This window comes from Nocardia sp. NPDC004604 (assembly GCF_040609795.1).
GTDB lineage: Bacteria > Actinomycetota > Actinomycetes > Mycobacteriales > Mycobacteriaceae > Nocardia.
The window spans coordinates 1-23141 of the sequence record NZ_JBEXLC010000126.1 but is presented as its reverse complement, the minus strand read 5'-3'; the positions used below and the strand labels follow the sequence as shown (position 1 = coordinate 23141).

Annotated in this window: 21 protein-coding genes; 14 read left to right on the top strand and 7 right to left on the bottom strand. The window is 66.2% G+C overall.

Going from position 1 to position 23141, the window contains the following annotated elements; genetic code table 11:
• Nucleotides 1-245: 245 nt before the first annotated feature.
• Nucleotides 246-590, bottom strand: a complete 345-nt coding sequence (locus ABZW16_RS33450) for a hypothetical protein (RefSeq protein WP_354960101.1) — start codon at nt 588-590, stop codon at nt 246-248.
• 45 nt (nt 591-635) lie between these two features.
• Here ABZW16_RS33450 and ABZW16_RS33445 point away from each other — a divergent pair, with 45 nt between their 5' ends.
• Together ABZW16_RS33445 and ABZW16_RS33440 are read left to right on the top strand one after the other, a co-directional pair.
• A complete protein-coding gene (locus ABZW16_RS33445) occupies nt 636-920 on the top strand; it encodes a hypothetical protein (protein WP_354960100.1) in 285 nt (94 codons plus the stop codon).
• Between the two features lie 10 nt (nt 921-930).
• Complete coding sequence (locus tag ABZW16_RS33440; protein WP_354960099.1) at nt 931-3108, top strand: S9 family peptidase; 2178 nt, start codon at nt 931-933, stop codon at nt 3106-3108.
• Nucleotides 3109-3142: 34 nt separating this feature from the next.
• Here ABZW16_RS33440 and ABZW16_RS33435 read toward each other — a convergent pair whose 3' ends face one another.
• Entirely contained in the window at nt 3143-3568 is a 426-nt protein-coding gene (locus tag ABZW16_RS33435; protein ID WP_354960098.1) for a MarR family transcriptional regulator, read from the bottom strand.
• Nucleotides 3569-3941: 373 nt separating this feature from the next.
• Here ABZW16_RS33435 and ABZW16_RS33430 point away from each other — a divergent pair, with 373 nt between their 5' ends.
• Nucleotides 3942-4313 (top strand): DoxX family protein, encoded by a 372-nt coding sequence (locus tag ABZW16_RS33430; RefSeq protein WP_354960097.1) that lies wholly within the window; start codon nt 3942-3944, stop codon nt 4311-4313.
• Nucleotides 4314-4467: 154 nt separating this feature from the next.
• Nucleotides 4468-5169: a DUF2334 domain-containing protein gene (locus ABZW16_RS33425; protein WP_354960096.1), complete on the top strand. Its 702-nt coding sequence runs from the start codon at nt 4468-4470 to the stop codon at nt 5167-5169.
• 143 nt (nt 5170-5312) lie between these two features.
• Here the strand turns inward: ABZW16_RS33425 and ABZW16_RS33420 are convergent, their stop codons facing one another.
• Nucleotides 5313-6731: a glutamate decarboxylase gene (locus ABZW16_RS33420; protein WP_354960095.1), complete on the bottom strand. Its 1419-nt coding sequence runs from the start codon at nt 6729-6731 to the stop codon at nt 5313-5315.
• 173 nt (nt 6732-6904) lie between these two features.
• On the opposite strand from ABZW16_RS33420, the gene ABZW16_RS33415 reads away from it, so the two are divergent.
• Both ABZW16_RS33415 and ABZW16_RS33410 read left to right on the top strand, forming a co-directional pair.
• Nucleotides 6905-7366, top strand: coding sequence for a glutaminase (locus ABZW16_RS33415; RefSeq protein ID WP_354960104.1), 462 nt, complete (start codon nt 6905-6907; stop codon nt 7364-7366).
• 59 nt (nt 7367-7425) lie between these two features.
• Complete coding sequence (locus ABZW16_RS33410) at nt 7426-8793, top strand: dipeptidase (RefSeq protein ID WP_354960094.1); 1368 nt, start codon at nt 7426-7428, stop codon at nt 8791-8793.
• Between the two features lie 90 nt (nt 8794-8883).
• On the opposite strand, the gene ABZW16_RS33405 is transcribed toward ABZW16_RS33410, so the two are convergent.
• Nucleotides 8884-9528: an MBL fold metallo-hydrolase gene (locus tag ABZW16_RS33405; protein WP_354960093.1), complete on the bottom strand. Its 645-nt coding sequence runs from the start codon at nt 9526-9528 to the stop codon at nt 8884-8886.
• A 95-nt stretch (nt 9529-9623) separates the two neighbouring features.
• Here ABZW16_RS33405 and purS point away from each other — a divergent pair, with 95 nt between their 5' ends.
• A complete protein-coding gene (gene purS, locus ABZW16_RS33400) occupies nt 9624-9863 on the top strand; it encodes a phosphoribosylformylglycinamidine synthase subunit PurS (RefSeq protein ID WP_040686358.1) in 240 nt (79 codons plus the stop codon).
• A 67-nt stretch (nt 9864-9930) separates the two neighbouring features.
• The gene (purQ, locus tag ABZW16_RS33395; protein ID WP_354960092.1) at nt 9931-10611 is read left to right on the top strand and encodes a phosphoribosylformylglycinamidine synthase subunit PurQ; all 681 of its coding nucleotides are present in this window, start codon (nt 9931-9933) and stop codon (nt 10609-10611) included.
• Between the two features lie 178 nt (nt 10612-10789).
• On the opposite strand, the gene ABZW16_RS33390 is transcribed toward purQ, so the two are convergent.
• Entirely contained in the window at nt 10790-11866 is a 1077-nt protein-coding gene (locus ABZW16_RS33390) for a substrate-binding domain-containing protein (RefSeq protein ID WP_354960091.1), read from the bottom strand.
• Between the two features lie 49 nt (nt 11867-11915).
• Between ABZW16_RS33390 and ABZW16_RS33385 the strand changes: the two genes are divergently transcribed.
• Entirely contained in the window at nt 11916-12341 is a 426-nt protein-coding gene (locus tag ABZW16_RS33385) for a MarR family transcriptional regulator (protein WP_354960090.1), read from the top strand.
• Nucleotides 12342-12992: 651 nt separating this feature from the next.
• Nucleotides 12993-14291, top strand: coding sequence for a M18 family aminopeptidase (locus ABZW16_RS33380; protein ID WP_354960089.1), 1299 nt, complete (start codon nt 12993-12995; stop codon nt 14289-14291).
• A 123-nt stretch (nt 14292-14414) separates the two neighbouring features.
• Here ABZW16_RS33380 and ABZW16_RS33375 read toward each other — a convergent pair whose 3' ends face one another.
• Nucleotides 14415-15701 (bottom strand): glycosyltransferase 87 family protein, encoded by a 1287-nt coding sequence (locus ABZW16_RS33375; RefSeq protein WP_354960088.1) that lies wholly within the window; start codon nt 15699-15701, stop codon nt 14415-14417.
• Between the two features lie 234 nt (nt 15702-15935).
• Between ABZW16_RS33375 and purL the strand changes: the two genes are divergently transcribed.
• Together purL and ABZW16_RS33365 are read left to right on the top strand one after the other, a co-directional pair.
• Nucleotides 15936-18230: a phosphoribosylformylglycinamidine synthase subunit PurL gene (purL, locus tag ABZW16_RS33370; protein WP_354960087.1), complete on the top strand. Its 2295-nt coding sequence runs from the start codon at nt 15936-15938 to the stop codon at nt 18228-18230.
• A complete protein-coding gene (locus ABZW16_RS33365) occupies nt 18227-20005 on the top strand; it encodes an alpha/beta-hydrolase family protein (protein WP_354960086.1) in 1779 nt (592 codons plus the stop codon). The genes purL and ABZW16_RS33365 overlap by 4 nt, the downstream gene beginning before the upstream one ends.
• 88 nt (nt 20006-20093) lie before the next feature.
• Here the strand turns inward: ABZW16_RS33365 and ABZW16_RS33360 are convergent, their stop codons facing one another.
• On the bottom strand, nt 20094-20384 hold the full coding sequence (locus ABZW16_RS33360) for a YiaA/YiaB family inner membrane protein (RefSeq protein ID WP_354960085.1): 291 nt from the start codon (nt 20382-20384) through the stop codon (nt 20094-20096).
• A gap of 314 nt (nt 20385-20698) precedes the next feature.
• Between ABZW16_RS33360 and ABZW16_RS33355 the strand changes: the two genes are divergently transcribed.
• Both ABZW16_RS33355 and ABZW16_RS33350 read left to right on the top strand, forming a co-directional pair.
• On the top strand, nt 20699-22450 hold the full coding sequence (locus ABZW16_RS33355; RefSeq protein WP_354960084.1) for an alpha/beta-hydrolase family protein: 1752 nt from the start codon (nt 20699-20701) through the stop codon (nt 22448-22450).
• A complete protein-coding gene (locus ABZW16_RS33350) occupies nt 22447-23085 on the top strand; it encodes a CPBP family intramembrane glutamic endopeptidase (RefSeq protein ID WP_354960083.1) in 639 nt (212 codons plus the stop codon). Before ABZW16_RS33355 ends, ABZW16_RS33350 begins: the two co-directional genes overlap by 4 nt.
• Nucleotides 23086-23141: the final 56 nt, after the last annotated feature.

The following is a 23141-nucleotide window of genomic DNA, read 5'->3' as shown; positions in this document are numbered from 1 at the left end:
CGATTGTTGAGCGCGTGGATTCTCGGGTGCACCTCGATTGTTGAGCGCGTGGATTCTCGGGTGCACCTCGATTGTTGAGCGCGTGGATTCTCGGGCGCGCCCCGATTGTCGAGCGCGTGGACTCGGGTTTATCTCGATGCTCGGGCGCGCCCCGTTTGTTGAGCGCGGCGATTCTCGGGCGTATCCCGATGCTCGGGCGCGCCCCGATGCTCGCGCGCCCCGATCCACAGGCGTGCCCCAATTTCTCAGGCGTACCGCGCCACGCTCGCTTCCCAGCGGGGATAGTCGCTGTAGCCCGCCGCATCGCGTCCATACGGCCGTTCCTCGCGGATCGGAGTCAAGGGCGGATCGTGGGCAATCCGCTCCACCAGATCGGGATCGGCGATGAATGCGCGCCCGAGCGACACCGGATCGGCGCGGCCGCCCCGCAGCACGGCCTCGGCATCGACCGCGCTGGTCGGCTCGCGGTTCTCGCCGATATTCGCGATGAGCATGCCGTGTCGGCGCGGCCGCAGATCGGCGATGGTCGGATAGTCGTCGTTATCGGTCAGATGCAGATAGGCCAGGTCACGGCGGTCAAATTCGGCCACCAGCGCCCGATACAGCGGTGCCGGATCGGCCTCGCGCATATAACTGTGGATTGCCCGGCGACAGGCGAATATCCGGAATCGGCGATCGACCGCGTCACCTGGATCCAGCAGATGTTCGCCGCTGGCCTGGCCAGTGACACCATCGCCCGGTTGCTGTCGTGCACCAATGACACCGACGGCAGCCCGAATGCCACCGCCACCCCATTCCTGGTCGACAATCTCGTGCACGAGCGCAAGCGCATCGGCCGGGCCCTGGAGGATATGCACCGAGCCTGTGCGGTACTCGACGAGATCATCAGCTCGGCGGGCGGGGCGGCATCGGAACAGTAGGGTGGAGCGCATGGCTCTCGACAGTGGAACGATTACCAGCTCCGGCAATGGATCGGCGGTGGTGGCGGCCCCGATCGCCAAGACGGTGCCCACCGAGCGGGTGCATCACGGCGACGTCTTCATCGACGAGTACGAATGGCTCCGCGATAAGGACAGTACTGAGGTCATCGCCTACCTGGAGGCGGAGAACGCCTACACCGACGCGCAGACCAGGCATCTCGGCGGGCTGCGGGACAAGATCTTCGACGAGATCAAGGCGCGCACCCAGGAGACCGACCTGTCGGTGCCGACCCGGATGGGCGAGTTCTGGTACTACTCGCGCAGCTTCGAGGGGAAACAGTACGGCGTGCAGTGCCGCTGTCCCATCGATGCCGCGGTCGAGGGAATCGATGCCTGGACTCCGCCGCGACTCGAGGTCGATTCCGAGATCCCCGGTGAGCAGGTGCTGCTCGACAGCAATGAACTCGCCGGCGGCCACGACTTCTTCTCACTCGGTGCGTTCTCGATCAGCCACGACGGCAATCTGCTCGCATTCTCCGTTGACACCAGCGGTGACGAGCGCTACCTGCTGCGATTCAAAGATCTGCGCACCGGCGAGGTGCTCGCCGACCAGATCGCCGGTACCGCGCCCGGCGCGACCTGGTCGCTGGACGGTACGCACGTCTTCTACCAGACCGTCGACGAATCCTGGCGGCCCGATACCGTCTGGCGGCATCGGCTCGGCACGCCGGAGGCCGATGACGTCAAGGTCTTCCATGAGCCCGACGAGCGCTACTGGGTGAGCATCGGCGCGACCCGCTCGGAGAAGTACCTGATGATCTGGGTCGGCTCCAAGATCACCACCGAGGGTTTGGTGCTCGAATCCGATAATCCGGAGGGGGAATTCCGGGTCATTCTGCCGCGACGCGAGGGTGTCGAATACTCCGCCGAACATGCGGTGGTCGGCGGCGAGGACCGCTTCCTGATCCTGCACAACGATGTGGTGGACGGGGTGAAGGCGGAGAACTTCGTGCTCGCCGAGGCCCCGGTAGCTGATCCGTCGAATATGACGCTGCTGATCGGGCACCGCGACGATGTGCGGCTCGAGGATATCGACCCGTTCGCCAGCCATCTGGTGCTGAGCTACCGGCGCGAAGCCCTGCCCCGGGTCGCCATTTGGCCGCTGACCGAATCCGGCTATGGCGAGCGGCGCGAACTCGAATTCGATCTGGAACTGTTCGCGGTCGGTCCTGGCGCCAACCCGGAGTGGGAGCAGCCGACGCTGCGCATCGGGCTCACCTCGTTCATCACGCCCATGCAGGTCTTCGACTATGTGCCAGCGACCGGTGAGCTGCTGCTGCGCAAGGAGCAGCCGGTGCTCGGCGGCTTCGACGCGAACGACTATGAGCAGCACCGGGATTGGGCGGTCGCCGCGGACGGCACCCGGATCCCGATCTCGCTGGTGCGCAGGAAGAACCTCCCCGAGGGGCCGAGACCGCTACTGCTGTACGGATATGGCTCCTACGAAGCCAGTATGGATCCGTCCTTCTCGGTGTCGCGGCTGTCGCTGCTCGATCGCGGCATGGTCTTCGCGGTCGCGCATGTGCGCGGTGGTGGGGAGATGGGACGGCTCTGGTACGAGCACGGCAAGACACTCACCAAAAAGAACACCTTCACCGATTTCGTCTCCTGTGCAAGGCATCTCATCGATACCGGCGCCGCCTCGCCGGACCGGCTGGTCGCCGACGGCGGCAGTGCGGGCGGTCTGCTGATGGGCGCGGTGGCGAACCTGGCGCCCGAACTGTTCAAGGGCATTGTGGCCAATGTGCCCTTCGTCGACCCGCTCACCTCGATCCTGGACCCATCGCTGCCGCTCACCGTCATCGAATGGGACGAGTGGGGTAACCCGTTGGCGGACAAGGACGTCTACGACTACATGAAGTCCTACGCCCCCTACGAGAACATCGAGGCCAAGGACTATCCGGCGATTCTGGCCATTACCAGCATCAATGACACCCGCGTCCTCTATGTCGAACCCGCCAAATGGGTCGCCAAACTGCGCGCGACCAAGACCGGCGACGCACCACTGCTGCTCAAGACCGAAATGAGTGCGGGCCACGGCGGCGTCAGCGGCCGCTATGAGAAGTGGAAGGAAGTCGCGTTCGAATACGCCTGGGTCCTGGACACCCTCGGCCTCGCGGAGGCATAGCGGCCGGGGAGCGCGGTCGGTAGGCCCGGCCGCGCTAGCCTGTGGTCTCGGGCACCAATAGTTTGCCGAGCAGCGCCGTGAGCTGGCGCCGCTCAGCGGCGGTCAGTGCGGCGAAGGTCTCATCGAGATAGGTCGGAATCGCCGCCTTCGCTTCGCTCAGCCGTTCGCGGCCCGCATCGGTGATGGTCACCGCGTAGGACCGCCGGTCGCGCGGATTGCGTTCGCGCTGTGCATAACCCGACTTCTCCAGGTCATCGCAGACGCTGACCATGACACTGCGATCGATCCGCAATTCCGCGCTGAGCGTCTGCTGCGAGCAGGCGCCGACGGCATCGAGCATCTTCAGCACCAATTGCTGACCGACGCCCAGCCCCTGCGGCCCGGCATGGATTTCGGCGGCTCGGGCCACCGCGGTCGACGCGCGGCCCAGGGCGATGTCGGGCCGTTCGGCGGCGAGCATGTGCGCATCGTTGGGATCGCGAGGCCCGAAGGTCCCCTCATGGGCTTCCGAGTTCTGCACCAGGGCATCGTCGAACGCTGCCCGCATCTGGTCGACAAGCCGCTGTGCCCGCTGCCGGGCCTGGCCCAGATCCTCGCCTTGCTGTAGGAGTTCGGCAGTTCGGTGTACTCGACCTCCTTGGAGAATCCGGTCCGACCATAGCGCCCGATACAGGCTCTCTACTGCGAGCGACAGCAGGAAATCGCGCTGGCCTTTACCAGTTCGACGAAATATCGCACCGAACTGTGAAGTGCGGGCGTCGCCTCACATTCCGAAGGGCTGCGTCGTCGTACTGCCGAGACCAACACCAACGACTGCAAGAGAGGCCTCTTCGATGAATGTGTTCTTGTGGATCGCGCAGGCGATCCTGGCCGCCCTGTTCGCCATGTCCGGGCTGGCGAAAGTCCTCCAGCCGAAGGACAAGCTGGCCGAACAGTATCTGTGGATGCAGGACTACTCTCAGGTGACTGTGTGGTTCATCGGTGTGGTGGAGGTGCTCGGCCCAATTGGGCTGATCGCACCTGCCGCGACCGGAATCGCACCAGTCTTGACACCGATCGCAGCGGTCGGGCTGGCGGTCATTGCGGTCCTGGCCGTGGGCGTCCACATCCGCCGCAAGGAGCCGGCCGGACTGCCAATGACCACCTTCCTGTTCGTGCTCGCCGCGCTCGTGGCCTGGGGTCGATTCGGCCCCTACAGCTGGTGACCGCCCCAAGGGACGCCCGGTCTCGAGTAGTTCGAGGCCGACAAGGGAGAGCATCGGTGTGGCGGGGGTCACGCGACGCTGGTGTGGCGGAGTGTTCGTCGGCGGGTCATCCGCCCTGCACGCCGAGTACATCTGCGGCTGGCACCGTGGGGTCATGAACGCTGAGCTGATCGTGTCGATCTCCGGGATCCGGGACACCACGCGGGACGCGGCAATCGAATTCGCGGCCGAGATGGACCGCCGCGACGTGCGCCTCTCGCTGCTGGTGGCGCCCCGGCTCAAGGGCGGGTACCGGTTGGTCGAGGATGCGGCGACGCAGTCCTGGCTGCGCGGGCGCCGGGCCCGCGGCGATGCGATCGTGCTGCACGGCTATGACCAGGCGGCCACCAAACGCCGCAGAGCCGAATTCGCCGCGCTGCCGCGGCACGAGGCGCGGCTGCGGCTCACCGCCGCGGATCGGGTGCTGGAACAGGTGGAACTGCGCACCCGGCTCTTCGCCGCCCCGCGCTGGGACGCCTCCGCCGGCGCGATCGAGGCGCTGCCGGAGGTCGGCTTCCGGCTCGCGCTCGGTCTGACCTCGATCCTGGATCTCGAACGGAATGTGGCGCAGAAGGCGCGCGTCTACGGCATCGGCGAGGGCTTCCGCGCCGAGCCGTGGTGGTGTCGCGCACTGGTACTGGGTGCGGCCCGGACCGCGCGCCGCGGTGGTGTGCTGCGGCTGGCCGTTTCCGCCGCGCAACTGGGCCGTTCCGGTCCGCGTCAGGCCGTGCTCGATGCCGTGGATCTCGCGCTGTTCCACGGCGCGACCAGCGAGGTGTACCGCTGGGAGCCGTTCACCGCCGCCAGGGCGGCTTGATCGGCACAAGCCGTGTGGGGGGTGTAGTCGGCACCGCCGCACGAGGGGCGCCGCCGCCCGCAATGGCGTGACCGGGCGGCGGCGCGCGGCCGATGCGGGGCCACGCGTACCGGGTCAGCGTCTCCGCGGTTCGGTCGCGGTGGTCACGACTTCGGCTCTGCCGCAGCGTCTTCGGTGGGATGTACGGTCGGTACGGCCGGGGTGGCGTTGTGGGTGAATCCGCCTGCCTCGGCGCGGGTGAGCGAGGTCGTCAGCGGATGCTTCGCCAATTGTTCGAGGCAGCGCATAATATCCGCGAGCAGCAGATCCGCCATGTCGTGGCTGAATCCGTGCCGGATCACCGCGCGCATGACGGTCTCGTCCTGGCGGTCGGGGGACAGCGGGTACGCGGCGATCAGCCAGCCGCGGGTGCGGAGCCGATCGGAGAGGTCGTAGAGGTTGCAACCGGGTTCCCCGCGCAGCCGCCACGACACCGCGGTGATGCCATGATGCGGATTGCCGCCGTGGATTATCTCGAACTGCCCCAGCCGCGTCAGGCCGTCGGCCAGGTACTGGGCGACGTGGTAGATCGCCGACTGCAGCCGGGTGTAGCCGGTGCGGCCGAGGCGGATGAAGTGGTAGTACTGCGCGACCACCTGTCCGCCGGGACGGGAGAAGTTGAGATTGAAGGTGGGCATGCTGCCGCCGAGGTAGTCCACATCGAAGATCAGTTCCGCGGGCAGATCGGCGGCCGCGCGCCAGATCGCCCAGCCGGTGCCGAGCGGGGCCAGGCCGGTCTTGTGGCCGGAGGCATTGATCGACTTGACCCGCGGCAGGCGGAAATCCCAGATCAGATCGGGTGCGGTGAACGGTGCGAGGAAGCCGCCGCTGGCGGCGTCGACATGGATCGGAATGTCCAGGCCGCTGACCGCCTGTAGCTGGTCGAGGGCCTTGCTGATCCCCGCGACATCTTCGTACAGTCCGGTGAAGGTCTGGCCGAAGGTCGGCACCACCATGATGGTCCGGTCGTCACAGTGCGCGGCCACATCGTCGGGATGCATGGTGAGCCGATCGCCGCGCAGCGGGATCTGGCGGATCTCCACATCGAAGTAGCGCGCGAATTTCTCCCAGCACACCTGTACCGGACCGCAGACGAAATTCGGCGTGCCGGTGCCGCCGCGCTTGCGCCAGCGGAACTTCGCGGCCAGGCCGCCGAGCATTGCGGCCTCACTGGATCCGGTGGTGGAGGTGCCGAGCGTGGTCGACGGATCGGGACAGTGCCATAGATCGGCCACCATCCGCACGCAGCGCCGCTCCAACTCCGCCGTCTGCGGGTACTCGTCCTTGTCGACGATGTTCTTGTCGATGGATTCGGCCATCAGCAGCAGCGCCTTGGGTTCGATCCAGGTGGTGCAGAAGGTCGCCAGGTTCATCCGGGAGACGCCGTCGAGCATGAGTTCGTCGTGCACGATCTCATAGGCGACGTCGGGAAGTAGCTCGGGAGCCGGGAATCTCTTTTTGGGTGCGGTCCGGTCCAATGCGGGCATTGCGAATAGGTCGTCGGATTCCGGTTTAGTCGCCATCTTGCCTCCAGCGCACTCGCAGCAATTGCCATCAAACGACTGATACCAGTTCCGTGGCGCTCGAAACTGGCTGTGTCACTTACGCATTCATCGAGACCATATTCAAGCTAGCTATTTGAACCTCGGCATTTGAACTATCAGCATGTCACAGAGCAAGTGATGTTCGCTGCGAAATCCCACATCGGCGACGGGGACGCCGAGACGCCCTTTGCCATCCGGAGAAATCCAACGTTTTTGCTCGTGCTCGTGCTCGGGGACTCCGAGATGTGGAGCCAGCTTCGGGCAATCTGCGCAATCCACCGGAGTTGACGCTGAACCATTACTCGAGGCAGTGCTCGATTGATAGCTCCGGTGAGCAATTGGCGCAGGCGGGTCCGCCCGTCATGCGGCACGTCTGCGCGCACTGTTCTCGATTGCTGGCAATTCCCGGGCGCACCATCGCGTTGACGACCACGTGCGGCACCTATGACGCGGCGCGGGAATGCGCGTATCGGATCGGGTCGGCGTGTAAGAGTGGTGTCGGCGGTGGCATTTCGGCCGTCGTCCCGGATCGGTGCGGGGTTGCCCGGGGCCTGGCTGGCCGCGGCGGGCAATTCGGTTCGGGTGCGGTTGCATGGAGAACTCTGCACGCATGAGCGGATTCTCGGTGTTCTGAACGGTTTCGAACGACGATACGACCAAGTGAGGCGCTGGTATGACTTCCGACGATCCCCGTACCGCCGCCCTGCGCGCGCGGGTGGCCGCCCTGATGGCGCAGGCGAAAATCGATCTCACCCAACTGGTTTCGTTCAAATCGGTGGCCGATTCGCGGCAGTTTCCTGCCGAGGAATGCGACCGGACCGCGCAGTGGGTGGCCGATGTGTTCGCCGCGGCCGGACTGACAAAGGTGGGTCTGCACGAAACACCCGACGGTAGTAAGGCGGTCATTGCCTCGCGTCCCGCGCCCGAAGGCGCGCCGACGGTATTGCTGTACTGCCACTACGACGTTCAGCCGCCATTGGATGACGGTGCCTGGCGCACCCCGCCGTGGGAGCTGACCGAGAAGGACGGTCGCTGGTACGGGCGTGGCAGCGCGGACTGCAAGGGCAATATCGTGATGCACCTGACCGCGCTGCGGGCGCTCGGTGCGGATCTGCCGCTGGGGGTGACGCTGGTCGCCGAGGGCTCCGAGGAACAGGGCACCGGCGGACTGGAACGATTCGTCGAGGCCAATCCGGAGCTACTGCGCGCCGATGCGATCCTGGTCTGCGACAGCGGGAATTTCGCCGTCGGGGTGCCGACCTTCACCGAGACATTGCGCGGCAGCGTCAATGTCATCGTCACCGTCGAAACCCTCGCAGGGCCGATGCATTCGGGCATGTTCGGCGGTCCCGCTCCGGATGCGCTCGCCGCCCTCGTCCACCTGCTCGCATCGCTGCACGACGAGCACGGCAACACTACGGTTGCCGGTCTGCCCAATGATCAGCGCTGGCCGGGTGTGCAGTACCCGGAGAACCAATTCCGTACCGACGCTGGCGTACTCGGCGGCGTCGAACTCACCGGTGACGGCACCGTCGCCGATATGCTCTGGGCGCGTCCGGCTTTGACGGTGCTCGGCATCGATGCGCCGAACGTGGTCGGCTCATCGGCGGCCGTCCAGCCCGCCGCACGCGCCCGCCTCAACCTGCGCATTCCCCCGGGCACCGATCCGAACCAGGCACTGAAACTGCTGACCGCACATCTGCACGCACACACCCCGTGGCGGGCCCAGCTCACCGTGGAGACCGAATCGATCGGCGCACCGTTCCGATCCGCGAGCGGCGGCCCCGCGCGCACCGCGATGGACGCCGCCCTGAGCGCGTCCTACGGCAGGGCAACAACCACCCAGGGCCAGGGCGGCTCGATCCCCCTGTGCAACGTCTTCGCCGACACCTACCCCAACGCGGAGATCATGCTCCTCGGCGTCGAAGAACCGAAATGCCTCATCCACGCCCCCAACGAAAGCGTCGACCCCACCGAAATCGAACACATCGCCCTAGCCGAAGCCCTCTTCCTCACAACCTACGCCGAACAGCGCCACTAGTGCTGGTCCCTCGATCACCATGCACTCACGCAGGACCGTCTCGACGGTTACCTGCATGAGCGCATGGTGATCGGATGTCCGAATCCGGGGTTAGAAGTATTGGTGGGTTTCGGGGGAGATGACGGTGAAGTCTGTTCCGGCGGGTCGCATTTCGGATAGGCGGGTGAAGTAGATGCCCTGGGCGTCGGGGTGGATGATGCCGAGGTGGATGGGGAAGGCGGTGCGGGGGCTGACGGCGCGTAGGTAGTCGACGGCCTCGCTGATGCGCATCCACGGGGCGGAGGCTGGGATCGCGAGTACGCCGACCGGGACGGGTGGCACCCATAGGGAGTCGCCGGGGTGGACGAGTTGTGCCGGATCATCCGGGGTGCCGAGTTGGAAGACGGTGTTATCGATGACCGGGATTTCCGGGTGGATCACCGCATGCCTGCCGCCGCCTCCGGTGATCTGGAGGTCACCGAGGGTGATCACATTGCCCGCGTGCACCGCCTCCCACGGTTCGTCGCGAAGCTGCGCGGTCTGTGGATCGCTGAACAGGCGCGCGTTCGGATTGTTGTCGAGCAACGCTCTGATCCGGTTCGGATCGATATGGTCGGGGTGCTGATGGGTCACCGCGATGGCGTCCAGGCCGGTAATGCCCTCGAAGCCGTGCGAGAAGGTACCTGGATCGAACAGCACCTTCTTGCCGTGCAACTCGACGAGAACGCAGGAGTGGCCGAAGTGGGCTATGCGCATGGGGCCATGCTATTTGACGCGACCCCGGCCGTAGCTCGGACAACCTGGACAACTACGCTGCTCAGGTAACCCCAACACCACCTGAGGAGCAACGCGTGGCACGAGTCGTGGTCGAGGTGATGCCGAAGGCCGAGATCCTGGATCCGCAGGGGCAGGCCATCGCCGGTGCACTCCCGCGCCTGGGATTCGCCGGAGTGTCGGATGTGCGGCAGGGCAAGCGATTCGAACTCGATGTCGACGACAGTGTCAGCGACGCGGAGCTCGAACAGATCGCTGAGGCGCTGCTCGCCAACACCGTGATCGAGGACTGGAAGGTCGTGCGGGTCTCGGCATGAGCGTGCGAATCACAAACAAAGCCGCCCTTGCGGGCATGACGGAACCGAGCGTCAGCGAGGCGCAGTCATGACCGCTCGCATCGGGGTCATTACGTTTCCTGGCACGCTCGACGATGTCGACGCCGCCAGGGCGGTCAAGCTGGCGGGCGCGGAGGCGGTCAGCCTGTGGCATGCCGATGCCGACCTGAAGCAGGTCGACGCGGTGGTCGTGCCCGGCGGCTTCTCCTATGGCGACTACCTGCGCGCCGGTGCCATCGCCCGGTTCGCGCCGGTGATGGGCGAGGTCGTCAAGGCCGCGGGCAAGGGTCTGCCGGTGCTCGGTATCTGCAATGGATTCCAGGTGCTGTGCGAAGCCGGTCTGCTGCCCGGTGCACTGACTCGCAATGAGGGTCTGCACTTCGTCTGCCGCGATGAATGGCTGCGCGTCGAATCCGCGAATACCGCGTGGACCTCGCGTTTCGAGCCCGGCGCCCAGATCCTCATCCCGATCAAGAACGCCGAGGGGCGCTACCAGGCCTCCGACCAGGTGCTCGACGAACTCGAGGGCGAGGGGCGGGTGGTATTCCGCTACGCCGGTGACAATCCGAACGGCTCGCAGCGCGATATCGCGGGCATCGCCTCGGCCGACGGCCGGATCGTCGGGTTGATGCCGCATCCGGAGCACGCCACCGAAGCGCTGACCGGTCCGAGCGATGACGGCCTCGGTCTGTTTCTTTCGGTGCTCGATACCCTGGTCGCCGCCTCTTAGATCCGACGCGAGCCGTCGGACGGTGCGGCGTGTTCGCCGCCCCGAACGGCGGCATCGCGTAGCGATTCGATGTAAGTGACGGTCGGGCGGCTGGTGGCTGCGCGGCCGAGACTCCTGCGCTCCGGCCCGGTCGGCCGCGAACGATCGCTCGAAATACTGCTCCGTGGTGGTTACCGCGTCAGGTGATCCGAGCGATGATGTCGAAATCGACGCCGTCGGCCACTGCGATATAGCCGTGCTGTTGGGCCTGGTTCCCGAGGAATCTCCTGGTGCCACCGGGTGTTTCGAGCAGTACACCCGCATCGAGCGTCGCGTGCACCGCTGGCACATGTAGTGATCCGACCGTCTCGGCGATGGCGCGCAGCGTGTGGATCGCCTCGTAGCTCATATTGCTGAAGCTGGTCAGTGCGGGCGCGAAGGCCCCGTGTAGCCGGCGGTAGCGGGCCAGCCGGTCGCGTCCGTCGCTGGTGTGTGGGTCGACGAAGAAGCTCGATGCCACATAGAAGTTGTGATTGGCGTCGGGGCCGCCCGCCAGCAGCACGTTCTCGTCGGCGGCCGGGCTGATGCGCAGCAGCGTGTCGGCGCGCCCGGTCGCGGCGAACTGCCTATTGAAGCGGGAGACGTCCGCGCCGACCATCAGAATGATGACGGCATCGGCTTCGTCCAGCGCGGGATGGCGCAGGAAATCGCCGAAATCCGGTGCGCCGAGCGGCACGAACCGCTCCAGCACGATGGCACTCGGATCGGGCAGACTGCGGCGCACCGCCTTTGCCGATTCGCGCGGCCAGATGTAGTCGTTGCCGATGATCGCCCAGCGCCGCACGCCGTATTCGCGCGCCAGCCAGTGCACCGCGGGCAGGGTCTGGCCCGCCGGATGTTCCCCGAGCATGAGCACCCCGGGGCGTTCATTGGTGAGGCCCTCATGTCCGGTCGCGAACAGATACGGCACCCGGCTGGCATTGGCGCGTGCCACCGCCAGCCGCACCGCGGAGGTATGCCAGCCGGTGATCGCATGCACCATTCCGGTGGCGAGCAGCGCCGAAACCTCGTCGGCGACTTCGCGCGGATTCCGGCCGCCATCGATATTCGTAGTACGAATTTCACGGCCGAGAAATCCTGCGCCGGTATTGATCTCATCGACGGCCAGGGAAATCGCGGCATCGCATGACGCGGCGACGATACCGCCCGGTCCCTGCATCGGAACTATGTTCAGTATCTCGATCGTGCCGTCTGGGCCCTCGCCGAACGCTGACATTCGGTACTCTTCTTCTGGTTCGAGCGAAATTCATGGCAGGCAGGAAATAATGACGACCATTGTAAGCGGATATTCCACGCTGCATGGTGCGCTGCGTGCCGCGGAACGGCGTTGGCTGGACCACCTCGACGCCGCCCTGTGTGCCAGGCAACTCACGGCCGATCAGTGGTCGATGCTGTCGAATCTGTCCACCGAGTTCGGGGTCACCATGAGTGAGCTCGCGGCCAGGTCACAGCTACCGCCGTCGTCGGCGACCAGACATGCCGACGCCCTCGCCGAACGCGGTCTGATCTTCCGGGTCGCCGCCGAGGACGACCGCCGCCGCATCCTGATCGGCCTGAGTCGGCTCGGTTCGGATCTGGTCGATTCGGTGCGGGCCGAAGAGATGCGCGCCGAGCAGCAGTTGCGCTCGCGTATCGGTGCGCGCCGTTATGCCGAGCTGATGCGTTTACTCGAACTCGTTTCCGCCGAGTAGTTCTCGGAGTAAGGTCAGCCTTAATCGTCGGATGAATAATCCGGTGAAACGTTCCGAGCGCTCGGTTCCGTATGTATGGACGAGCGGAATGTCGTTGCTTCGGTCGGGTTCCGGAATTGGTCCGATGCGATCGGCGACCTCGAACTCGACCACCGGATGTGGGCCGCATTGTGCTGCCCTGATATTCGACCATGGGAGTAGTACTCCACCGCGACAGTGATTCCTCGTGTGACGGCCAGGGTCTTCGCCGGGGCATGCGGCAGCAATGAGGTTGGGGCCGTGTTGCCGGGGGACGATTGGAACGAGGAGCATCCACCGCATCACACGCCGTGCCGATCGAAGATCGTGCGGCTCTATCGCGCTCGCGGCTGACACGCAACCGTGCGATCCGGGCAAGGTCGCCTATGTCCGCAACGGCCCCAAGGGAATTCAGCCCCAGCCGATCCTCGGCGAGGATGAAAGGTGTGGCGCGATTGCGTGCTGAACGGGCGGAACTCGTTGTGCGGCTGCAGAATCTGCGGTCGAGCGGGCGGCGCAGCACGGCGACGGCGATCGCATGGGATCCGCTCGAGGCGTAGCAGCGGATCCGGGAATGCTCGGTAATCGAGTCGATCGGTTCTGGCTCCTCTGCGTCTGCTTAGGATCGCAGGCATGCCCGTTTCCGCTACCGCTGCCACGGCCGCCGGTCTGTGTGCCTTCATCGATGACTCGCCCTCGCCCTTCCATGTCTGTCGGACGGTCGCGCGGGCGCTGGAGGCGCATGGCTTCACCCCGCTCGCGGAATCGGAGCCGTGGCCAACGGACGGGCCGAGCCGACACTACGTCGTGCGCGGCGGTTCGCTGGTCGCCTGGGCGACGGCCGATGCGTCCGGGGTGACGCCGTTCCGGGTGGTCGGCGCGCATACCGACAGCCCGAATCTGCGGGTGAAGCAGCATCCGGATCTGGCATCGGTCGGCTGGCAGCTGGTCGGGTTGGAACCCTATGGCGGCGCCTGGCTGAACTCATGGCTGGACCGCGAGCTCGGCATCTCGGGGCGGCTCAGCGTGCGAGATGGAAATGCGGTGCGCGACAGCCTGGTTCGCATTGATGAACCGATCCTGCGGGTGCCACAGCTCGCGATCCACCTCTCCGAGGATCGTCGCGGCGTCACCCTGGATCCGCAGCGCCACGTCAACGCGATCTGGGGTATCGGCGCGCAGCCGCGCTCGTTCCTGGAATTCGTCGCCGAACGCGCGCAGGTCGATCCCGCCGACGTGCTCGGCTGGGAGCTGATGACCCATGACCTGGCGCCGAGCCGTCTGGTCGGACGTGACGGCGATCTGGTGAGCGCACCGCGCCTGGACAATCAGGGCACCTGCTACGCGGGTCTGCACGCCTTCCTCGCGGCGATCGCGGAACCCGGCGCGGCCATTCCGGTGCTGGCGATGTTCGACCACGAGGAGGTCGGCAGCCAATCCGATCGGGGCGCGCAGTCCGATCTGCTGCCGACGGTGCTGGAGCGCATTGTGCTCTCGCGTGGCGGAGGTCGCGCCGAATATCTGGCCGCCCTGTCCGGATCCGTCTGTGCCTCCGGCGATATGGCGCATGCCACGCACCCCAACTACCCGGACCGGCACGAGCCCGCGCACCGCATCGAGGTCAATGGTGGTCCGGTGCTCAAGGTCAACCAGAACCTGCGCTACGCCACCGACGCGACCGGCGCTGGCGCATTCGCATTGGCCTGCGCACAGGCGAATGTGCCCCTGCAGCGCTACGTGCACCGCGCCGATCTGCCGTGCGGTTCGACGATCGGTCCGATGACCGCGGCCCGCACCGGCATGCCGACCGTCGATGTCGGCGCACCCCAGCTGGCAATGCATTCGGCGCGGGAACTGATGGGCGCAGCGGATGTTGCGGCCTATGCCGCCGCGCTGGCCGCCTTCCTGACCCCCGCGCCGGTCGGCCGGTAGTTCATTCGGCCTACCAGCTGCCGGAAGTCGTTCGGTGCAAGCATGCGCGAAGCCGACGGCTGCAGCGAAGGTGACAGCGCTCGATGACCCGCGCCGATTGTTCGTACGGCGCGGGTGCCGCCGCTAGGCGTCGACCGTCTCCCGGCTGTCCGCGGTGCTCGGGTGGTATTTCGCGACCGCGATGACGAACACCACGAGCGTCGCCCAGACGTAACTGCTGCCGATGATCTGCTGCCACCAGGCCCAGCCGAGTTCGAGGTCCTTCGAATGCGGCAGCAGCCATTGCGGGCCGATCAGGAACAGCAGAGTGAAGGCGGCGACGGTGCCGATGAACCACCGGTTGCGGGTGCCGCGGGCGATGGCGTCGGCGGCGACGAGCAGGGTGGGGGCGATCCACACCCAGTGATGCGACCAGGAGACCGGCGAGACCAGCAGCACCGCGGCCGCGTTGACCATCAGTGCGGCCACCTGCTGGTCGGCGCGGATCAGCCGGTGCATCCACACCGCCGCGAGGGCGATCGCGATCAGCGACACCGTGATCCAGATCAGCGTCGCCAGCGAATCGGAGACGCCCAGGCGGAAGGCCATCCCCTTGATGGACTGATTGCCCGCGAAGTAGGGCGGGCCGATGCGGCCGGTATCGAACAACGTGTGGAACCAGTATTCGGCCGAATCACTGGGGAACAGCAGGAATCCGAGTCCGATCGCCGCGACCGCGGACACGATCAGCGTGCCCGCCGCCTTCCAATCCCGGCGCAGCAGGAAGTAGAGCAGATATCCGGCCGGGATCAATTTCACCGACACCGCGATCCCGATCAGCATGCCGCGAGGCCAGATCGGTTTGCGGACAAGGCAATCCATGGTGATCGCGGCCATCAGCACCAGATTGATCTGACCGAAGCCGAAGGTCTGGCGGGTCGGCTCGAACATCTGCGCCACCGCGACCGCGCCGATAACCAGCGCCAGGACGGTCCGCGGCTCGAGCGTCGGGCGCAGGCGGGTGAGCACCAGCCACAGCGTGATGCCGAGGCTGAGCACCGAGGTCGCGGTCACCAGCACCTCGGCCAACACCAGCGGCATGAGTGCGAGCGGTGCGAAGAACAGGGCGGCCAGCGGGGGATAGGTGAACGGCAGCCCGATCCCTTCGACCGGGGGCATCGGACCGTACAACTCGCCGTCATCGAGCCAGACGCGCGCGCCGTTGCGATAGACCTGCAGATCGATGTACCCGTTCCACCAGTGCACCAGCAGTGAGACGGTCGCCGAGACGACGAATAGGCCCAAGGCGATCAGCAGCCAGCGCACCTGCTGGTTCGACATCGATGGGCGCGGCGAGCCGGATTCGAGCCGGGTGTCCGGCGTGGTGACGGGCCGCTCCGCCGGATCCGCAACCCCCGATCGATCGTTCACGGCCAAAGCCTAGCGGTCGCGACGTCGCGCAATGCGTGCCGACCCTAGGCATTCGGCCCGATCTACACCATGCTCCGCATCACATTCGGTGCCCTCGAATTCGGTTCGGTCGCGCGCAAAACCCGGCGATCCGGGCGACGCGTCGATGCGACCGGCTGCCCACGAAGTGCCACAGCTAAACTTCAAGGCGAATCCCCAGCTTCGCGCTCCGGCCCGAAAGGACCCTGGTACTCCGTGACTCCGCAGGTCGACACCGTCAGCGCAGCCGCAGCGACTCCCGATGCCCCGCAGCCGTACAAGGAGCTCGGTCTCAAGGACGACGAGTACGCGCGGATCAAGGAAATCCTCGGCCGTCGGCCCACCGACGCCGAACTGGCCATGTACTCGGTGATGTGGAGCGAACACTGCTCCTACAAGTCCTCGAAGGTGCATCTGCGCTACTTCGGTGAGACCACCACCGAGGAGATGAAATCCTCGATGCTGGCCGGCATCGGTGAGAACGCGGGTGTCGTCGATGTCGGCGACGGCTGGGCGGTCACCTTCAAGGTGGAAAGCCACAACCACCCCTCCTATGTGGAGCCGTATCAGGGCGCGGCCACCGGTGTCGGCGGCATCGTGCGCGACATCATGGCCATGGGCGCGCGGCCCATCGCGGTCATGGACCAGCTGCGCTTCGGTGCGGCGGAGGCACCCGATACCCGACGCGTTGTCGACGGCGTGGTGCGCGGTGTCGGCGGCTACGGGAACTCGCTCGGGCTGCCGAATGTGGGCGGCGAGACCGTCTTCGACGCCTCATATCAGGGCAATCCACTGGTTAACGCGCTGTGCGCGGGCGTGATGCGGGTCGAGGATCTGCATCTGGCCTTCGCCTCGGGTACGGGCAACAAGATCATTCTGTTCGGTGCGCGTACCGGTCTCGACGGCATCGGCGGTGTTTCGGTGCTGGCCTCGGACACCTTCTCCGGTGACGAATCCGGTACCGGCCGCAAGAAACTGCCGAGTGTGCAGGTCGGCGATCCGTTCGCCGAGAAGGTGCTCATCGAGTGCTGTCTCGAGCTGTACGCGGCCAAGCTGGTGGTCGGCATCCAGGACCTCGGCGGTGCCGGATTATCCTGCGCCACTTCTGAACTCGCGGCCGCTGGCGACGGCGGCATGCATATCGATCTGACCAAGGTGCCGGTGCGCGCCAAGGGGATGACCCCGGCCGAGGTGCTCTCCAGCGAATCGCAGGAACGCATGTGCGCGGTCGTCACGCCGGAGAACGTGGACGCGTTCATGGCCGTCTGCCACAAGTGGGATGTGCTGGCCACGGTCATCGGTGAGGTCACCGACGGCGACCGGCTGGTGATCAGCTGGCACGGCGAGACCGTTGTCGATGTGCCGCCGCGCACCGTCGCGCACCAGGGCCCGGTGTACGAGCGCCCGGTACAGCGGCCGGACTTCCAGGACGCGCTGATCACCGACACCCCGGACACCCTGCCCCGGCCGAAGACCCCGGAGGAATTGCGCGCCACCGTGCTGCAGATGATCGCCAGCCCGCAGCTGTGCAGCCGCCGGTGGATCACCGAACAGTACGACCGCTACGTCCGCGGCAACACCGTGCTCGCCGAACACGCCGATGCCGGTGTCATCCGGATCGATGAGGAGACCGGCCGCGGTATCGCGCTGGCCACCGACGCATCGGGCCGCTACACCAAGCTGGATCCGTACACCGGCGCACAGCTCGCACTGGCCGAGGCCTACCGCAATGTGGCCACCACCGGTGCCACGCCGAAGGCCGTCACCAACTGCCTCAACTTCGGCTCCCCCGAGGATCCGGGCGTGATGTGGCAGTTCCAGCAGGCCGTGCGCGGCCTCGCGGACGGCTGTGTGGCCCTTGGCATTCCGGTCACCGGCGGCAATGTCAGCTTCTACAACCAGACCGGTCAGGACGCCATCCTGCCGACCCCGGTGGTCGGCGTGCTCGGCGTCATCGACGATGTGCACCGGCGCATTCCGACCGGCCTCGGCCTCGAGCCGGGCGAGACGCTGATCCTGCTCGGCGAGACCGCCGATGAATTCGGCGGCTCGATCTGGTCGCAGGTCGCCCACGACCACCTCGGCGGTGTGCCGCCCAAGGTCGACTTCGCCCGCGAACAGCTGCTCGCCGAGGTGCTGACCGCTGGTTCGCGCGACGGCATGATCAGTGCGGCGCACGACCTTTCGGAGGGCGGCCTGATCCAGACCGTGGTCGAGGCCGCGCTCGCGGGTGAAACCGGTTGCCGCATCCTGCTGCCGGAGGGTTCGGATCCGTTCGTGCAGTTGTTCTCCGAATCGGCGGGCCGGGTGCTCGTCGCCGTGCCGCGCTCGGAGGAGACCCGCTTCACCAAGATGTGCACCGCGCGCGAATTGCCGTGGGTGCGCATCGGTGTGGTCGATCAGGGTTCGGATGCCGTTGAGGTGCAGGGGCAGTTCTCGATCACCCTGGACGAATTGCGCGAGGCGCACGAGGGCACGCTGCCGAAGCTGTTCGGAGCCAGTACCATTTGAGCGCACCGGAGGCTGGTGAGGTCTCGGTAGCCCTACGCGACGGCGTCGGCAGGATTGTCGGCGCCGTCGAGCGCTTTTTCCACCCGAATTACGTCGGGATCATCGTGGCCACGGTGTTCTTCGGCTGGTCGCTGACACCCTCTCTGCTGCCGCGTGATTGGCTGTTCGAGGGACTGGTCAGCGGTATCAACGCGGCTATCGGCTATGGCGTGGGCTGTCTGTTCGAGTGGGTGTATCGCAAATGGATACGCAAGCCGTTGCGTCGCAAGCTCGCTCAGCTGCCCACATCCGTCACGCGACAGTGGGCGCGGCGGCCGAAGTGGCTCTCGGGTGCGGTCAAGACCGCGATCGTGCTGGCCTGCCTCGGCACCGGGGTGTTTCTGCTGGTCGAGTCGGCCCGGTGGCAGCGCGAAATCACCGCGCTCATGGCCATGGAACCGATCACGACCTCCAGCTTTCTGCGCACCGGTGCGTTGAGCGCAGTGGTCGGTGCGATAGCCATCGGCGTATTTCGCGCCCTGCGCAGGATCGTCCGTGCGATCGCGTTCGAATTGATCCGGCGCGCCCACTTTCCGCGCCAGCTGGCCGTACCGACCGGCGTGCTCATTGTGGTCGTCGCGGCGGTGCTGCTGTTCAACGGCGTACTCACCAAGGTCTTTTTCGATGTGGCGAATTCGGCCTTCAGCGTGCGCAACGGGCATACCTCGCCGAATGCCGTCCAGCCGCAACTGCCCGAGCGTTCCGGCAGTCCGAATTCGTTGGCGGCCTGGGACACCCTCGGCTCCGAGGGCCGCTGGTTCGTCTCGTTCGTGCCGACCGCCGCGGAGATCAGCCAGGTCACCGGAAAGCCAGCGCGCGAGCCGATTCGGGTCTACGCCGGTCTGGAGTCGGCCGACGGTCCGCAGGCGCAGGCCGAGTTGGTTGCGGCGGAATTGGAGCGCACCGGCGCGTTCGAACGCAAGGTGCTGGTGGTGGTGACGACGACGGGCACCGGCTGGGTCGATTCGACCAGTGCCGAATCCATCGAGCTGATGTACGGCGGCGATACCGCGATCGCCGCGACCCAGTATTCGTATCTGCCCAGTGTGCTGTCGTTCCTGTCGGATAAGGACAAGGCCACCCAAATGGGAAAGCTGGTCTTCGACAAGATCTATGAGCACTGGTCGGCGCGGCCGGAAGGGGAACGGCCGAAATTGCTCGTCTATGGCGAGAGCCTGGGCTCACAGGGCTCCGAGGGCGCGTTCACCGGCCTGGCCGATATTCGCTCGCGCACCGATGGCGTGCTGTGGGTCGGGCCGCCGAATTCCAACCGGCTGTGGAGCGAAGTCACCGCCCGCCGCGATCTCGGCACCCCGGAGATACTGCCGACCTATGCCGACGGACTGGTGGTGCGCTTCGCCGACGGCCGCGGGGACCTGTGGAAGCCTGGGGATACCTGGCTGCCGCCCCGGATCGCCTATCTGCAGCACGCCTCCGATCCGGTGGTCTGGTGGTCGCCGGATCTTATTTTCGCCGAACCGGATTGGCTGCGCGAGCCGCGCGGTCCCGATGTGTCGTCGCGGATGGCGTGGTATCCGATCGTCACGTTCTGGCAGGTCGCCGCGGATCTGCCCAATGCGCAGCGGGTCAGCGACGGACATGGACACAACTACGGCAATCTGGTGCTCGACGGGTGGGCCGCGATCGCGCAGCCACCGGATTGGTCGGCCGATGTGGTGGACCGGATCCGGGACTATCTGGCGATCTCCGCGGCCCGCGAGCGTCAATTGAAATAGCTTTCCACCTGGGCCGATGGGTGCTCCGCAGGCTACGCACCCGGCGGGCCCGAACCCCTCGTCGCCGGGCTCGCCCGGATGCATGTCCTCAGCCGACGGATTTGAACGGATCGTGTTCCGCGATCAGTTTCTCCATCCGCGCCTCGTCCAAGCGGCGGCTGATGGTCGCCGCCTCCTGTTGGTCGCGAACCACCTTCGCCAGGGTGAAGGTGCTCGACACCAGGAACAGCACGGACATGCCGAGGAAGCCGCGCTGCGCGATATCCAATGGGAGATAGCAGATGCCGACGCCGGTCCCGAAGAAGCTGACGCCGAACGCGATCACGGCTTGCGCGAGAAAGGCCGAGGTGGTTTTCGGCTGGGCATTGGGAGTGCTCATGGGTACCGAGTCTGCGGATTCGGCGTGCGATGCGACCGCGTACAACTACTCGAGCGGGGTGGGTAGTTGTCGGAGATCGCGGTAAGTGTCACTGCCGCAGGATGATTCGCGAATCGATTCGGTCTGCGGCGCAAGAGCGGGGCGACCGACGGCACTGTGATCTGTGCCAGTGATACCGGGTTGCGCTCCGGCAACGTTCCCCGCTGACCGACATGCACCCGCATACTGTTCCTGTGAAGATCGCTACGGACCCGTTGCCGCCCGTGCCCGATCCCGACCGCCACGATCTGGGCATCGCGCCGTCTCGCTGACCGATGCTCGAATCCGACACCACCCTGGCGAAGCTGCGTGCGCGCGGCATCGTGGTGGTGCGGCGGGCCGAGGACATTATCGATCTCAACTATGTCGGACTGGTCTTCGCGACCATCTTCTTCGCGCTGTCGGTGACACCGTCGCTGGTACCGCGCGACTGGCTGTTCCAGGGTCTGATCAGCGGCATCAATGCCGCGCTCGGTTACGGCCTCGGCTGTGTGCTGGAGTGGCTGTTCCGCCTCTGGGCTCGGCCGCGGCTGGCCGAGCTGCTGCGCGGTCGGATCGCGCCGCCGCCGACCTGGGTGCGCTATGCGGTGAAATCCGCCATCCTGTTCACCGCCGCCGTCACCGCGGCGTTCATGCTGGTGCAGTCGGCCCGCTGGCAGCGCGAGATCACCGCGCTGATGGGTATGGAGGGCACCACCACCCCGGCCTATTTGCGCACCGGATTGCTCAGCATCGCGGTGGGTGCCGGGGTGGTCGCGGCCTATCGGACGTTGCGCGAGATCATCCGGTTCCTGGCCCGCCAGCTCAATCGCTGGGTGCGGGTGCCGCGCGAGCTGGCGCCATCGGCCGGATTTCTGGTCCTGGTGATCCTGACCGTCACCGTGTTCAACGGTGTGGCCTCGCGTGCCTTCTTCGCGGTGGCGAACTCGGCGTTCAGTGTGCAGAACGATCACACCTCGCCCAATGCGATCCAGCCGGTGCAGCCCGAGCGGTCGGGCAGTCCGGCATCGCTGGCGAAATGGGATTCGCTCGGATTCGAGGGTCGCTGGTTCGTCTCGCACGGTCCCTCCGCCGCCCGGATCACCTCGATCACCGGTAAGCCCGCGCGCGAGCCGATCCGGGCCTATGTGGGGCTGGAGTCGGCGCAGAGCGGTGCGGAGCGGGCCGAACTGGCGGTCTCCGAACTGGAGCGCACGGGTGCTTTCGACCGGAAGGTGCTGGTGGTGGTCACCACCACCGGTACCGGCTGGGTGAATTCCATGGCGGCCGGTGCCATCGAGTACATGTACGGCGGCGATACCGCCATCGTGGCCTCGCAGTATTCGTATCTGCCCAGTGTGCTGTCGTTTCTCGCCGACCGCGGCAAGGCGACGGATGCGGGTAAGCAGCTGTTCGACGCGGTGTACGAGCATTGGTCGGCGCGGCCGGAGCCAGCACGGCCGAAGTTGCTCGTCTACGGCGAGAGTCTCGGTTCGCAGGGGTCGGAGGCGGCCTTCGACGGACTCGCCGATCTGCGGTCGAAGGTCGACGGTGCGCTGTGGGTCGGGCCGCCGAATTCGAATCGACTGTGGGAGCAGTTCGTTTCGCGCCGCGATCCCGGTTCGCGGGAGGTCGAGCCGCTCTACGCCGACGGTCTGGTGGTCCGATTCGCCTCCGACAGGGCCGATCTGGCGCGGCCATCGACCGAATGGCGCGCCCCGCGCATCGCCTATCTGCAACACGCATCCGATCCGATCGTCTGGTGGTCCTCGGATCTGATCTTCTCCCAACCGGATTGGCTCTCCGAATCACGCGGCTCGGATGTCTCCTCCCAGATGCGCTGGTGGCCGTTCGTCACCTTCTGGCAGGTGACCTGCGATCTGTCCAATGCCCAGGGCGTCACCGACGGGCACGGGCATCGCTACGGCAGTCTGGTGCTCGATGGCTGGATCGCCGTTGCCGCACCGCCGGATTGGACCGTGGAACTGTCCGACAAGATCCGGACGCAGCTCGAGGCGGCCGAGGACTACGAGCGCGAGATCAAATGACGCTATTCGGTCGGATCGCGAAAACCGCTGTTGCCACGGGCATTCCGTTGGCATGGAGCAATTGGGTGCTGCCGCGGCTGAACCTGGAGCTGCGTGGCCGCACCGCCGCCAATGCCGGATTCGCGACCGGCTACGCACTGGTGTTCGGCGGCCGACCGAACTGGTTGTCCGCGCGTGGCCTCGGCTACGGACTCGCCTGGGCGGGTGTGGTCGCCGCCGGTTACGGTGCGGCCGTCGCCATTCCGGCGGTTCGCGAGCGCCTCGGCGGATTCGCCGACCGCGCCCCGGACGTCCCGCTCGATAAGTGGGTCGCGGTACACATCCCGATCGGAACCGTCTACAGCGAGGAACTCATCTTTCGCGCGACACTGAATCCGTTGCTGGACAATGTATTCGGGTCGTGTGGTGGCGCTTTGGTCGGAGCAGCCACCTTCGGCCTCTGGCACATCCGGCCCGCCCGCGCCGCGGGCGACAACGTTGCCGCAACGATCGCCGCAACCGCAGCCGGTGGCCTCGTGTTCGACTTGCTCCGCCGCCGAACGGACAGTGCCATCGCCCCCGCCCTGCTGCACTTCGCCCTGAACGCCGGTGGTGCACTCGCGCCGCGGCTCGCGGCTCGTTCGCCGAGTAGTTGACAGGCGGCGGCCGAGCACGCTGCCGCCGCACCGCTCCGGCAGATCGGAAGAGCGTC

Bases quoted from the DNA above. Each gene is read 5' to 3' on its own strand.
- ABZW16_RS33440 (WP_354960099.1), top strand. From the start codon at position 931: ATGGCTCTCGACAGTGGAACGATTACCAGCTCCGGCAATGGATCGGCG.
- ABZW16_RS33350 (WP_354960083.1), top strand. From the start codon at position 22,447: ATGACGCTATTCGGTCGGATCGCGAAAACCGCTGTTGCCACGGGCATT.
- ABZW16_RS33380 (WP_354960089.1), top strand. From the start codon at position 12,993: ATGCCCGTTTCCGCTACCGCTGCCACGGCCGCCGGTCTGTGTGCCTTC.
- ABZW16_RS33355 (WP_354960084.1), top strand. From the start codon at position 20,699: ATGCTCGAATCCGACACCACCCTGGCGAAGCTGCGTGCGCGCGGCATC.
- ABZW16_RS33425 (WP_354960096.1), top strand. From the start codon at position 4,468: ATGAACGCTGAGCTGATCGTGTCGATCTCCGGGATCCGGGACACCACG.
- ABZW16_RS33430 (WP_354960097.1), top strand. From the start codon at position 3,942: ATGAATGTGTTCTTGTGGATCGCGCAGGCGATCCTGGCCGCCCTGTTC.
- ABZW16_RS33360 (WP_354960085.1), bottom strand. From the start codon at position 20,384: ATGAGCACTCCCAATGCCCAGCCGAAAACCACCTCGGCCTTTCTCGCG.
- ABZW16_RS33405 (WP_354960093.1), bottom strand. From the start codon at position 9,528: ATGCGCATAGCCCACTTCGGCCACTCCTGCGTTCTCGTCGAGTTGCAC.
- ABZW16_RS33390 (WP_354960091.1), bottom strand. From the start codon at position 11,866: ATGTCAGCGTTCGGCGAGGGCCCAGACGGCACGATCGAGATACTGAAC.
- ABZW16_RS33385 (WP_354960090.1), top strand. From the start codon at position 11,916: ATGACGACCATTGTAAGCGGATATTCCACGCTGCATGGTGCGCTGCGT.
- ABZW16_RS33410 (WP_354960094.1), top strand. From the start codon at position 7,426: ATGACTTCCGACGATCCCCGTACCGCCGCCCTGCGCGCGCGGGTGGCC.
- purQ (WP_354960092.1), top strand. From the start codon at position 9,931: ATGACCGCTCGCATCGGGGTCATTACGTTTCCTGGCACGCTCGACGAT.
- ABZW16_RS33420 (WP_354960095.1), bottom strand. From the start codon at position 6,731: ATGGCGACTAAACCGGAATCCGACGACCTATTCGCAATGCCCGCATTG.
- ABZW16_RS33435 (WP_354960098.1), bottom strand. From the start codon at position 3,568: ATGCTCGCCGCCGAACGGCCCGACATCGCCCTGGGCCGCGCGTCGACC.